Genomic DNA, 12,759 nt, shown 5'->3' with positions numbered 1-12,759 from the left:
TCCCGGCTCCAGGGCCTGTCGGCGGAGAACAAGACACGGTTCCACCTGCCGGACGGTCCCCGGCAGCGGGCCCGGGACGCACAGATGGCGGCGGGTTCGACCGACTTCTCGTTCGACGCAGTCGCCTGGATCTACCGGCACGACGCGGCCGTCGTCGACCCGGCCGGCACGCCGGGCTGACGGTCCGGAACTGACAGCCCGGCGGTCGCCCGGCGATCTCGTTGCCGGCGATCGTCGTTCCGGTCCGGCGTGTCGGAGGTGCTGGGTGACCGGTTCACCACTACGCGTCAAAAGCACCCTCTTCATTGCAGAAAGGTGCTGATACGCCACTCTTCCGTTCGGCCGACGCCGCCCATAGCGTCGGCCATGCGCGCGTTTATCGGGCGCCAACATGGACAGACGCGGCGGAGGATGGTGGTGACGGTGGTGCGGTTCGTGATCCGGCTCGGAACCGTGCTGGTGTGCGCGACGGGCTGGGCCGCCCTGCCGGTCACACCGGCCGGCGCCGCACCGGGGTTCAACACCGCGATCACGGAACTGCCCGGCCGGTTCGTCGCCGGGCGGGGCGCCGAGACCGTCCGGGCGGTGGTCTCCACGACCCTCGGCGGCGACTGCCTGAAGGTGCGTTGGTCCCTGGTGGTGCGACTACAGGGCGTACGGCCGAACCAGGTCGAGGTGGACCGGATCGAGACCGGATCGTTTCCGGTCGAGGTGCGGGCCGAGGGGAACGGCACCCGGCTCACCGACCGGCAACTCGACCCGGGCTCGCTGTGCCGGAACAGGACCGTGACCGCCCAGTACCGGATCGCCGTGGACGGTGCCGCGCCGAACGGCCGGATCACCCTCGCCGTCGAGGCGTTCGACGCCGGAGGACGGCTGCTCGACCGGGGCAGCGCGACCCGGGAGGTGACCGGGTCGGCACAGAACCGGCGGCGGACGCCCGCGCCGAAGCAGACCCGGCCGAGCCCGACCGAGGCGGCGCCGACCGAGAGCGTGGAGACCGAGGCGGCGGACGACGAGTCGCCGGTCCTGGCGGACGGGTCGGGCGCCGACGGGTACGGCGAGGGCGGCGGCGCGGACCCGGATGCCGAGCCGTCCAGCGCCGCCGCGAACGGTGGCGGCATCGGACTGACCCAGGTCGGATTCGTCGGCGGCGGGGTGCTGCTCTTCCTCGGTGTCGGCCTGCTGTTCCGGCTCCGCAGCCGGGACCGGTCGACGGCGGAGACGGCGTTCGCGCCCGCCGCTCCGTCCCGGCGCGGTCGACCCCGCTATCCGGCCAGTTACCAGACGCCGGCCACGGCGGGGCACCGTCGGGCGCGGGACGTCCGAGGTTCCGCCGACTGGTGACGCCGGGCGGTACCACGAGGAAGCACCGCCGCCCGGCCCGGAGATGATTCCGGGCCGGACGGTGGGCGGTGGTAAGTGTCGGTACCGACGGCTCGGCAGGTTCCGTTCGTATAACGGTTCACTTTCCGCCGCCGCCGCTCGACGGCGTTGTGGCAGGTACAGGCGGTCTTCCGGGCCGGCCGGTCTCTTGACAAGCGGCCCGCGTCACACCTAGCGTCCGGTTCTGTTGGATCGTTTCAGTAACCGTCCTGCACCGCCCCCCACTGCCATTACCGCCCCGCGACCTGGTCCACGTCGAGGTAGGAACCGCGTCCACTGCCACGGGTGTTCCGCGCCCGCTCAGGCAAGCGGTTTCCTGTCGGACTCCAGCGCCAACCGGACGCCAGGCGCCATCGGAAAGGGAGAACGTCCATGGTGTACATCCGGCGCCAACCCGCAGCGGCGAGGTTCGCCACCCTCGCCGCGGCAGCGCTGCTCGTCCTGCCGCTGGCCGCCTGTGGCGGAAGCGACGACGCCTCGGACGGTCCGGTCACCCTCGACTTCACCTGGTGGGGGAACGAGGACCGGGCCAAGGTGACCGAGCAGGCCATCGACCTGTTCGAGAAGAAGTACCCGAACATCAAGGTGAACACCTCGTTCGGCGCCTTCGACGCGTACTTCCAGAAGCTCTCCACCCAGATCGCCGGCGGGGACGCACCGGACGTGGTGCAGATGGACCGCGCCTACCTGCGGGAGTACGCCGACCGCAACGCGCTGCGCGACCTCACCGAGTACGTCGAGGACGGCACCCTCTCGGTCGCCGACCTCACCCAGACGCTGGTGCCGGCCGGCAAGGTCGGTGACGCGACGTACGCCATCCCGATCGCCCAGAACACCCAGGGCGTCTTCTACGACCCGGCGCTGTGGTCCAAGGCCGGCGTGGCCGCACCGACGCCGGAGTGGACCTGGCAGGACATGCTCGCCGCCGGACAGAAGCTGAGCCAGGCCAGCGGCGGCAAGGTGGCCGGCTTCGGTGACTTCGGGTTCGCGATCGACTGGTTCGACATCTGGCTGCGCCAGCGGGACAAGGCGATCTACACCGACGACGGCAAGCTCGGCTTCACCGAGGCCGAGCTGACCGAGTTCTGGACGATGACCGGCCAGATGCGGGCGGCCGGCGCCCTGGCGCCCCCGGCGCTCACCACCCAGCTCGACGGTTCGGTGCAGAACTCGTCGCTGATCAAGAAGGGTGTCACCGCCGAGGTCAACTACGACTCCGGCTTCACCGGCATGGTCAGCGCCTACGGTGCGCCGCTGGCGATCGCGCCGATGCCGAGCGACACCCCGAAGCGGGGGATGATCGCCGCGATGTCCATGGCCTACAGCGTGGCGCAGCGCAGCGAGCACCCGAAGGAGGCCGCGATGCTGGTCAACTTCCTGATCAACGACGTCGAGGCCGGCAAGGCGCTGGCGGTGTCCCGGGGCATGCCGGCGAACGCCAAGGTCCGCGACTCGATCGCACCGAGCCTGGCCGAGAACGACAAGAAGGTCTACGAGTTCGAGAGCTCGGTCGTGGACAAGCTGCTGCCGACACCTCCGCCCCAGCCCAAGGGCGGCGGGGCGGTGAAAGCCGAGTTCCAGCGGATCTACGACGAGGTCATCTTCAACCGGATCCCGGCGGCCGAGGGCGCCAAGCGCGTGATCACCGAGGCGAAGAGCCAACTCGGCTGAGTCCGACCTCGGCGGGTCGACCGCCGGTGGCAGGCGTTGCCAGCCACCGGCCGGCCCCGCCGGGCACGGCCCGCTACCGCCCGCGGGTGTAGCCCGCTACACCCGGAACCGGCCGCCCCGCACCCGTGTGCGGGACCGGCCGGTTCCGGTTCGCTGTACGGATGGATCTGGTTCAACTCACCGAGGTGCACCGGCGGTACGGGTCGGGCGGCAGCGCCGTCCTGGCGCTGGACGGCGTGACGATCGGCTTCCCGGCGGGCAGCTTCACCGCCGTGATGGGGCCGTCCGGGTCGGGCAAGAGCACGCTGTTGCAGTGCGCCGCCGGCCTGGACCGCCCCACGTCCGGTTCGGTGCGCCTGGCCGGTACGGAACTGACCGGGCTGTCCGAGACCGGGCTGACTCTGCTGCGCCGGGACCGGATCGGCTTCGTCTTCCAGGCGTTCAACCTGCTGCCCGCGCTGAGCGCCGAGCAGAACGTCGAACTACCGCTGCGGTTGGCCGGTCGTCGGCCCGGTTCCGGCGAGGTACGGGCGATGCTGGCCGCGGTCGGGCTGGCCGATCGGCGCCGCAACCGCCCGGCGGAACTCTCCGGTGGCCAGCAGCAGCGGGTGGCGATCGCGCGGGCGCTGGTCACCCGGCCGGAGGTGCTGTTCGCCGACGAACCGACCGGTGCCCTCGACTCGACCAGCGGTCGGGAGGTGCTCGGCCTGTTGCGCGGCCTGGTGGACGAGCACGGCCAGACGATCGTCATGGTCACCCACGACCCGATCGCCGCCGCCCACGCCGACCGGGTGGTGTTCCTCGCCGACGGCCGCCCGGTCGACGAGCTGGCCCGGCCCACCGCCCGGTCGGTCGCCGAGCGGATGACCGGGCTGGAAGCGGTACGGTCGTGCTGAGCCTGTCCTGGCGGACGATCCGGGCCCGCTGGTCGGCGTTCGTCGGCACCTTCGTCGCGCTCGGCCTCGGGGTGTGCCTACTGGCGACCACCGGACTGACCCTCGCCGGAACCAGCCGCGACGCCCACCCGCCGATCTGGTACGCCGGCGCCGATCTCGTCGTCGTCGGCCCCGACCGGCTGACCGTTGCCATCGACACGGAACCGAAGACGGAGCCGAAGACGGAGCCGAAGACGGAGCCGAAGACGGAGCCGAAGAAGGAGCCGGAGCCGAGGACGGAGCCGGAGCCGAGGACGGAGCAGCGGAACCTCCTCGAACCCGCGCCGGTACCGGCCGACGTACCGGCCCGGTTGGCCCAGGTCCCCGGGGTCGTCGACGTCGTACCGGACCGCTGGGTGCCGGTCGACCTCGACGGGGCCAGCCTCGCCCGTCCCTGGAGCAGCGCCGCGCTGCGGCCGTACCCACTCGTCAGGGGAACGGCACCGACGGCCGCCGACCAGGTGGTGCTGACCGCGCCGACGACACGTCGTCCCGGCGACCGGGTCGTCGCGCAGACCCCGGTCGGGCCCCGCGAGCTGACCGTGTCCGGAGTGGTGGCGACCGGGCCGCCCGCGGTCTACCTCGACGACGCCGTGCTGGCCGGGTGGGCCGGCGGCCGGATCGACGCGGTCGGACTGCGCCTCGCCGGTGCCGCGTCGGAACGCCCGACGGTCGAGGACCGGGTCCGCGCCGCCGCCGCCGGGCTGCGGGTGCTCTCCGGCGACCAGCGCGGAGCCGCCGAACCCGATCCGGATGCGAGGCCGCTCGCCGACGCCCTCTCCCTGCTGGGCATGACCGCCACCGTCGCCGTGTTCGTCTCGATCTTCGTGGTCGCCGGGACGTTCTCGTTCGCGGTGGCCCAGCGTCGACGGGAGTTCGCGTTGCTGCGTACCACCGGTGCGACTCCGCGACAGGTGCGACGGCTGGTTCTCGGCGAGGCGCTGGCGGTCGGCGTACTCGCCGGGCTGGCCGGCTGCCTGCTCAGCGCCGTCACCGCCCCACCGTTCGCGTCCTGGCTGGTCCGGGCCGGGTTCGCGCCGGACGGCTTCACCGCCCGGTTCAGTCCGTGGCCGCTGCTCGGTGCGGCCGCTGCCGGGGTGCTGGTCGCCTTGCTCGGAGTCTGGGTCGCCGCTCGCCGGGCGGCCCGGGTCCGCCCGGTCGAGGCGCTCCGCGAGGCGTCGGTCGACTCCCGGATCATGACTGCCGGCCGCTGGGTGTCCGGTCTGCTCTTCCTGGCCGGCGCCGGAGCGGTGCTGGCCGCCGTGCCGGCCGTCGGATCGGCGGACGGCCTCGCGCTGACCCTGATGGTCGCCCTGCTGGCGCTCGTCGCCACGACCCTGCTCGCCCCGGTCGTCGTGCCGGTGCTGATCCGGCTGCTCGGCTGGCCGTTGCGGGGCACCAGTGGAGCGCTCGCCAGGTCCTCCGCACTGCAGGCGGTACGCCGGTCGACCGCGACGGCGGCGCCGATCCTGATCACCGTCGGCATCGCGGCCACCGTGCTCGCGGCCACCGCCACGTTGCGGGAGAACGAGCGGCGTGCCGTCCAGGACCGGATCACCGCCTCGGCACTGGCCTCGGCGTCCGGGCCGGCAGGCCTCGCCGACGAGACCGTGGCGGCACTGCGCGCCGCGCCGGGAGTACGGGCCGCCGTGCCGGTCCGGGACACCCAGCTGTACGTCAGGTCGGGCGACTCCCTCGGAGAGCATCCGGCCCGGTACGTCGGCAGCGGGGTCGAGCAGGTACTCCGGTTGCCGCTGCTGTCGGGTTCGCTCGCCGACCTGACCTTCGACGCCGCCCGGGTCGGTGCGGGTACCGGCTCGGGCTCCGGCTCCGTTACCAGCCCTGGCGCCGCCACCGGTCCCGTCGTCGGCACCGCCACGGTAGCGGTCAGCCGGTCGACCGGATGGCGGGTCGGCGCCGAACTGCCGACCTGGCTCGCGGACGGCACTCCGGTACGGCTCCGGGTGGTCGCCGTACTGGCCGACTCGCTCGACCTCGACGGCAGCCTGCTGCTGCCCTGGGAGTTGGCGGCCCGGGACGGTCCCCGGCGGGGCGCCGACGCCGTCTACCTGGCCGGTGGCGCCCTGCCGGACCTGGCCCCGGTCGTGGCGGCCGGCGGTGGCCGGGTGGTCGGCATCGGCGAGCACCTCGCGGCAACCACCGCCGAGCAGGACCGGGGAAACCGGCTCGCCCTGTTCGCGGTGCTCGGCATGGCGCTGCTCTACACCGGAGTCTCGATCGCGAACACGCTGTTCATGGCGACCGCCGACCGGGTACGCGAGCTGGCCGTACTACGGCTGGCCGGCGCGACGTCCCGGCAGGTGCTCCGGATGGTCGGGTTCGAGTCGTTCCTGGTCGGTCTGCTGGGCGTCACGCTGGCGGCAGCCGTCACCGCGGGCATGCTGGCCGGGCTGCGGGCCGGTCTGGCCGACCTGGTCACCTCGCCCCGGATCGTCGTTCCCTGGTTGCCGCTCGGCGCGATCGCGAGCTGCTGCGTGGCGGTCGCCGTCTCGGCTGGCCTGGCCTCCGCCGCGCTCGCACTCCGTACCCCGGCGGTCCACCTGGCCGCCGTCCGGGAGTGAACGGGCCGACGCGCCGGGGGAGGGATGCCGGACGGCGCTGACCGCCGCTTCGGGGCGTGGTCAACCCGTGCCCGCGTTGAGGTAGGTGAGCACGGCGGCGACCCGGCGATGGCCGCTGTCGGTCGGCGGCAGGTCCAACTTGCTGAAGATGTTGCCGATGTGCTTGCTGACCGCGCGTTCGGTGACGACGAGCCGCTGTGCGATGGTGGTGTTGGCCTGTCCCTCGGCCATCAGGGCCAGTACCTCCAGCTCGCGCGGGCTGAGCCGGTCCAGCGGATTACGGCCGGCGGCGACCAACTGCGCCACGACCTGGGGGTCCATCGCGGTTCCACCGGCGGCGACCCGGCGCAGCGCGTCGAGGAACTCGTCGACCCGGGACACCCGGTCCTTGAGCAGATAGCCGACCCCGCCCTGGCCACTGGCGACCAGTTCGGCGGCGTAGGTGCGCTCGACGTACTGGGAGAGCACCAGCACCGGCAGGCCGGGAAACCGGCGCCGGGCGGTCAGCGCGGCCCGCAGGCCCTCGTCCCGGAAGGTCGGCGGCAGCCGGACGTCCACCACCGCGATCTCCGGCAGCCGCCGTGCGATCGCGGCGAGGAAGTCGTCGGCCGTGCCGACCGCGGCGGTCACCTCGAATCCGGAGGTCGACAGCAGCAGGCTGAGCCCCTCCTGGAGCAGCACGTTGTCCTCGACGATCACGACGCGCACGGCAACTCCACCCGTAGTTCGGTAGGCCCGCTGGGCGGACTGGACACGTCCGCGTACCCGTCCAGCGCGGCGGCCCGGCGCCGGATGCCCGCCAGGCCGGTCCCTCTGCTCTCGTCGGCACCACCGACACCGTTGTCGGTGATCCGCAGGACCAACCGGTCGTTCTCGTGGGTCAGCCAGAGCCCGGCACGACTCGCCGCACTGTGCTTCGCGATGTTCGTCAGGGCCTCGGCGATCACGAAGTACGCCGCGGTCTCCACCGCCGCCGGCAGCCTGTCCAACGGAGCGATCCGGGCGGTGAGGGGTACCGGACAGGCGGCGGCGAGCGCGTGGATCGCCCCGGGCAGGCCACGGTCGGCGAGGATCGGCGGGTAGACGCTGCGGACCACCTCGCGCAGCTCGGCGAGGGCATCCTCGACACCCGCCCGAGCCTTCTCGACGAGTTGGTCGGCGACCTGCGGCGCGGCGTCGCGCTGCCGCTGCGCGACGGCGAGCTGGATGGCGATCGCGACCAGCCGGGCCTGGGCGCCGTCGTGCAGATCGCGCTCGATCCGGCGCAGTTCCGCGGCGTGCGCGTCCATGGCCCCGGCCCGGGTCGCGGTCAGTTCCACCACCCGGGCGGTCAGCCGGCTCCGCGAGGATGGCGCGAGCAGTACCCGGTAGATCCGGGCCAACGTCGTGCCCGCGAACGGAACGGCCCAGCGGAGCGCCGTCAACGAGACGATCGCGACCAGCGGTGGCAGGGTCAGCGCCCGTGGCCAGTCCGTGATCGGTACGACGAAGGTCATCGGCGCCTCGGCAGGGGGGATCCACCACACCAGTGGCGTCGCGAGTCCGGCGACGGCGAACAGTCCCAGGGCCAGGCAGCATCCGGCGGCCGGCAGCCCGGTCGTACCGTGCAGCGCCAGCCAGAGCAGTTCCCGACAGGTCGCCGGATCGCGCAGCACCGCCCCCAGCGGAGGCCGGTCGGGGCTGGCGGGGTCGCGCCGGTGGGCCGCTGGTCGCCGGTCCGGGTCGAGTAGGCGGGCGGCCCGGCGTTGTTCGACGCCGGCCAGCGACCGGACCCCGTGCAGAGTCCACGACAGCAGCGGGATGCCGATGCCGACGATGCTGAGTATCCCCGACGTGGCCACCGCGACCAGCGCCAGCAGGGCGGCGATCGCGGTCGGTCCACCGCCGAGCAGATACCGGATCGCCCGCGTCGCCGTCCGCACCCTGTCATTGTGGCGCCGGCACCACCGATCGTCAGGTTTGACATCCTCTCCGCCCTAGAGGACGGAGATTCCCTCCACGCTGCGCGTGGAACACGCGGCGTCCGGGTGGGTTACCGCTTCGCCGCGCGGTTCAACGGGGAAAACAACCACGTCCACCTGCTGGTGAACTACCCGCCCAAGGTAGCCGTGGCCCGGCTGGTCAACAGCCTCAAGGGTGTGTCCTCGCGCCGCCTGCGGCAGGAGTTCCCCGACCTCGCGCGGCACTACTACCGGGCGAACAAGCTCTGGTCGGGCTCGTACTTCGCGGGCTCCGTCGGCGGGGCACCGCTGAGCGTCGTGAAGCAGTACATCGAGCAGCAGAACCGTCCGGCTTAAGACACTGCTCGGGCCTTGGCGACCCTCCCAGCACGGGCCTTCACCCCCACCCTGAAGGGCGGAGCACTGGCCGCATTTCGGTAGCGGGCTACACCTTCGAGCGGGGGTCCCATCGTTTCGGCAACGGTGCCGTGGGTCGGTGCGGACCAACGGGTTAACCTACCAACGGCGAGGGCCGGACCAGTCGCTTTCTGGTCCGGCCCTCGCCGTCGTACCCGGGTGTTGCGGCTCAGAGCACGCCGTCGAGCAGGTTATTCCCGCCCAGGTCGCTGACGCCGCCGCCCAGGCCGGTGACGCTGCCCAGCGTGCCGTCGACGGTGCCGGTCACGCCACCCACGGTGCCGCTCAGGTCGCTGGTGTCGGCCAGGTCGGTCACGCCGCCGAGGGTGCCGCCGAGGTCGCCGGTGACGCCGTCCAGGCCGACGCCGCCCAGCGTGCCGTCGAGGTCGGTGACGGAGCCGAGGTCCGCGACGCTGCCGAGGTCGGTGACCGTGCCGGTGACCCCGTTGACCGTGCTGCCCAGGTCGGTGACCGAGCCCAGGTCGGTGACCGAGCCGAGGTCGGTGACCGAGCCGAGGTCGGTGACCGAGCCGAGGTCGGTGACCGAGCCGAGGTCGGTGATGCCCAGGTCGCCGGCGCCGACCAGGCCGGTCACGCCGCTTACCGTGGTGGTCACGGTGTTGGCGGCGAGGTCGGCGGTGTCGAGGACACCATCGACGGTCTCGGCCCCACCGATCGTGCCCAGCACGGTCGAGTCGAGAGTGCCGGCCACGTCGTGCACGCCGGACAGGTCCACCGACAGGCCGCCGTCGAGGCCCAGCACCGGCAGCGAGGAGGCGGCGGCAATGTCCAGCCCGGTCGGGTCGACGCTGACCGCGCCCACGCCCGCCACGGTGACGTCCGCACCGGTGCTGTAGAGACCGGCGGTGTACTGGTTGGCCACGGTCTGGACCTGACCGACGACGCCGCTCGGGCTCAGGCTGACCGAGCCGAGGCCCAGGCCGTCCACCGCGCCGAGATCCGCGAGGCCCTGCAGCGGCACGGAGTCGATCACGAGGGGCAGAACGTCCTGCACGTCACCCGGGGTCACGTCACAGAGGCCCAGGCCCTCAAGGGTGCCTTCCGGGTCGAGTTCGAAGGCCGAGCGAAGGTCGGCGTCGCCGAGCAGGTTGATCACGAAGTCGTGCAGCGTCTGGGTCGACTCCACCGGAGCGGCCTCCGGGGCCGGGGCCGGCGCGGGGGCCGGAGCGGGGGTTGACTCGACGGTGGGTGCCGATTCCATTGTGATGATCTCCTCGAAGGCTGTACCGGATGATCTGGACATTCGTTCCAGACCTGGCGCCGACGGTACGGCGTCCCCGACGTACCGGACATCGGGGACGGACCCGTGTTCTTGCCCTAATCGACTAGGTCCCCTACCGGCTTCGGGGTTAGGGGAATAGGGGATGGTCGCCACGGATATCCGGGCCCGGCCCGCTCGACGCTGGGGGTGAGGAGCGGCTGACCGGCACGCGACGGCGGTACCGGCCGGGCTCGAACCCGGGTCCCGGTCCGCATCGCCGGGTCGGTCCGGCGTCACTGGGCGGAGCGGAGTATCCGATCCAGTGCGCCACGCAGCCGGGGAGTCAACGTGCGTGCGTAGGTGGCGGTGAGGTGCTGGCTGTCCCGGTAGACGAGGACTCCGCCGATGACCGGGGCGCACTCCCGCGCGGGGCAGATCGCGCCGTTCAGGTCGAGCAACGACACGCGGTCGAGTTTGTCCACCGCCGCTGCCTGGGCGGCCCCGGCGCCGGTCGCCAACGCGGCACTCCGGCCGGTGACGCACCTGGTCAGCCGCTTCGGGTTCGCCGATACGCACATTCCGCTGTTCGTGCCGAGTATCGGAACGTCGCGAAGCACCACAGTGGGTATCCGGGCGGCGGTCAGGCCCGACCAGGTCCGGCGCATCCCCTCGGCCAGCGCCTCGTCCGCGTCGGCTCCGGTCAGCGCCTGGCCGCCGCGCCTCATCGGGTAGCGGGAACTGGTGGTCAGCAGCAGCTTGGGCCGTTCCGGTCCGATGAGTTCGGCGTGGACGTTGTCGTACCAGCGTGCGCAGGTGGCCACCGTACGTTCGTCCCTGGCGTCCAGCGGCAGTTTCAGGAACGGGCAGTTCGGGTTGAGGTACGTGACCAGTCGCCACCGCTTCGCCTCGGCGATCGACTGGAGCGCGGGTACCCAGCTCGCGGCGTGACCGTCGCCGGCCAGCACGACGGTGTGGGTGGACGTCCGGTCGCCGTAGACGCAGCCCCGCGCGTTCTCTCCGGAGGCGGCGGGGAAGCAGTCGTGCCGGTAGACGTCGGGCAGGTCCTGTGCGGCGTCCTGCGGGTTCGGCGTGATCGAACGGACCCGGTCCACCGGCACCCCGGCCCGGCTGTCCCGGGGGGACCGGCCGAGTACGGCTGCGCCCGGTGCGGTCGGTGTCGCCGGAGTGGGTGTGGGCGTGAAACGGGCCGAGGCCGATGCGGCGGCGGACCGTGGTGTCGGCTGGACGGGCGGCCAGACGGTGAGTTGGAACAGCAGCCCGCCGAGCACCGCCGCCGCGGGAAGCAGCCCGCCGGCCCGGAGGACCTGGCTCGGGGACCAGGCGTACCGTCTGCCGTCGCGGATCGGCGTCTCCACGTACCTGTGGGTGAGGAAGGCGAGCAGTGCGGCACCGCCGAGTACGACCGCTCCGGCCGCTGGACGCAACTCGCCGAACCGGGCGTGCGCGGCGACGAGCAGTGGCCAGTACCAGAGGTAGAGCGGGTAGCAGTGTGCTCCCACCGCCTGCAAGGGGCGGCTCGCCAGGATGCGGTGTGGACCGCCGCCGGCCGTACCGGGGCGGGCGCTCCCCTCCCCGGCGGTGCTGTCGCCGGCGGCGGCCCGGCCACCGGCCGCGCCGCTGGCGATGATCGCGGCGGTGCCGAGTGCGGGGAGCAGGGCCAGGTACCCGGGAAACCCCGATCCCGGCCGCATTACGAGTACGGCGCCGACGACGGCGGCGGCACCGGCCCAGCCGAGGACGGTGCCCAGCCGGTGGGACAGCCCGGTCAGCCGCGCGCCGAGCAGGGCGAGTGCGGCTCCCAGGGCCAGTTCCCAGAGTCGGGTGGTGGTACCGAGGAAGGCTCGCTCGGGGTCGCCGGCGGTACGCTGCACCGACCAGGCGAACGAGCAGACGGCGACCAGACCGACGGTGAGCAGTAGCGGCCCGCGTACGTCCCGGGCCCGGTGCCGGACCGCCCAGCCTGCGATGCCGAGCAGCAGCACCGGCCAGACCAGCAGGACCTGTCCGGTGACGCCGAGCGCCCAGTAGTGCGCCAGGATGCTGGTCGCCGCGTCCGGTACGAACGCGGCGGCGTTCTGGTCGGCGAGCCGCCAGTTCAATACGGACAGCCCGCTGGCCAGTACGTCCCAGCCGGTTTCCGCCCAGCGGCCGCGGGGCAGGCAGAACAGGGTCAACATCAGCGACGCGGCGAGCACCAGCGCGGCGGTGGGAAGCAGCCGGCGAACCCGTCGGGCGTAGAACCCGAGCAGGGAGATCCGGCCGGTGCGGCGCCATTCGCCGACCAGTGAGCCGGTGACGAGGAATCCGGAGATCACGAAGAAGACGTCGATCCCGACGAAGCCGCCCGGTACGAAGCCGATTCCGGCGCCCGTGAGAAGCAGCGCCACGATCGCCAGGGCGCGCAGCCCGGTGAGGTCGGTGCGGCGGCCCCGCCGGCTGTCGGTGCCGGCCCGGGGCTGGAACTCCGTTTCCATCTGTCAACCTCCAGGGCCCAAGTTTGTCCAGTTAGCCCCTTCTTAACAGATAACCACCGTGATAGACGTGTTTTTACATTTACCGGAACCGTTCGTCGCCGGGCTCGACAC

8 protein-coding genes and 2 pseudogenes are annotated in these 12,759 nt (G+C 72.5%); 6 read left to right on the top strand and 4 right to left on the bottom strand.

Features of this window, described 5'->3' with window-relative positions:
• The 5 genes and pseudogenes from I0C86_RS29875 to I0C86_RS29855 form a co-directional block, all read left to right on the top strand.
• A pseudogene (locus tag I0C86_RS29875) lies at positions 1 to 180 on the top strand (hypothetical protein); the annotation flags it as partial.
• A 237-nt stretch (positions 181 to 417) separates the two neighbouring features.
• On the top strand, positions 418 to 1,347 hold the full coding sequence (locus I0C86_RS29870) for a hypothetical protein (protein ID WP_196204653.1): 930 nt from the start codon (positions 418 to 420) through the stop codon (positions 1,345 to 1,347).
• A 411-nt stretch (positions 1,348 to 1,758) separates the two neighbouring features.
• The gene (locus I0C86_RS29865) at positions 1,759 to 3,057 is read left to right on the top strand and encodes an ABC transporter substrate-binding protein (RefSeq protein ID WP_196204652.1); all 1,299 of its coding nucleotides are present in this window, start codon (positions 1,759 to 1,761) and stop codon (positions 3,055 to 3,057) included.
• 161 nt (positions 3,058 to 3,218) lie between these two features.
• Positions 3,219 to 3,953 carry an ABC transporter ATP-binding protein gene (locus tag I0C86_RS29860; protein WP_196204651.1) on the top strand — a complete coding sequence of 245 codons (735 nt, stop codon included), beginning with the start codon at positions 3,219 to 3,221 and terminating at the stop codon, positions 3,951 to 3,953.
• Entirely contained in the window at positions 3,947 to 6,574 is a 2,628-nt protein-coding gene (locus I0C86_RS29855; RefSeq protein ID WP_196204650.1) for an ABC transporter permease, read from the top strand. Before I0C86_RS29860 ends, I0C86_RS29855 begins: the two co-directional genes overlap by 7 nt.
• A 60-nt stretch (positions 6,575 to 6,634) precedes the next feature.
• On the opposite strand, the gene I0C86_RS29850 is transcribed toward I0C86_RS29855, so the two are convergent.
• Together I0C86_RS29850 and I0C86_RS29845 are read right to left on the bottom strand one after the other, a co-directional pair.
• On the bottom strand, positions 6,635 to 7,282 hold the full coding sequence (locus I0C86_RS29850) for a LuxR C-terminal-related transcriptional regulator (RefSeq protein WP_196204649.1): 648 nt from the start codon (positions 7,280 to 7,282) through the stop codon (positions 6,635 to 6,637).
• Positions 7,270 to 8,496, bottom strand: a complete 1,227-nt coding sequence (locus tag I0C86_RS29845; RefSeq protein WP_196204648.1) for a sensor histidine kinase — start codon at positions 8,494 to 8,496, stop codon at positions 7,270 to 7,272. Before I0C86_RS29845 ends, I0C86_RS29850 begins: the two co-directional genes overlap by 13 nt.
• A 132-nt stretch (positions 8,497 to 8,628) precedes the next feature.
• Between I0C86_RS29845 and tnpA the strand changes: the two are divergent.
• A pseudogene (tnpA, locus tag I0C86_RS29840) lies at positions 8,629 to 8,871 on the top strand (IS200/IS605 family transposase); the annotation flags it as partial.
• Between the two features lie 229 nt (positions 8,872 to 9,100).
• Here the strand turns inward: tnpA and I0C86_RS29835 are convergent.
• Complete coding sequence (locus I0C86_RS29835; RefSeq protein WP_196204647.1) at positions 9,101 to 10,153, bottom strand: IniB N-terminal domain-containing protein; 1,053 nt, start codon at positions 10,151 to 10,153, stop codon at positions 9,101 to 9,103.
• Between the two features lie 293 nt (positions 10,154 to 10,446).
• Positions 10,447 to 12,648 carry an acyltransferase family protein gene (locus tag I0C86_RS29830; protein ID WP_196204646.1) on the bottom strand — a complete coding sequence of 734 codons (2,202 nt, stop codon included), beginning with the start codon at positions 12,646 to 12,648 and terminating at the stop codon, positions 10,447 to 10,449.
• Positions 12,649 to 12,759 lie beyond the last annotated feature (111 nt).

The organism is Plantactinospora alkalitolerans (assembly GCF_015690345.1).
Taxonomy (GTDB): Bacteria; Actinomycetota; Actinomycetes; order Mycobacteriales; family Micromonosporaceae; genus Plantactinospora; species Plantactinospora alkalitolerans.
This window is presented reverse-complemented; position numbering and strand designations above follow the sequence as displayed.

What these genes read in the sequence shown, in the direction of transcription:
- I0C86_RS29830 (WP_196204646.1), bottom strand. Translation starts at nt 12,648, where the DNA reads ATGGAAACGGAGTTCCAGCCCCGGGCCGGCACCGACAGCCGGCGGGGC.
- I0C86_RS29860 (WP_196204651.1), top strand. Translation starts at nt 3,219, where the DNA reads ATGGATCTGGTTCAACTCACCGAGGTGCACCGGCGGTACGGGTCGGGC.
- I0C86_RS29835 (WP_196204647.1), bottom strand. Translation starts at nt 10,153, where the DNA reads ATGGAATCGGCACCCACCGTCGAGTCAACCCCCGCTCCGGCCCCCGCG.
- I0C86_RS29865 (WP_196204652.1), top strand. Translation starts at nt 1,759, where the DNA reads ATGGTGTACATCCGGCGCCAACCCGCAGCGGCGAGGTTCGCCACCCTC.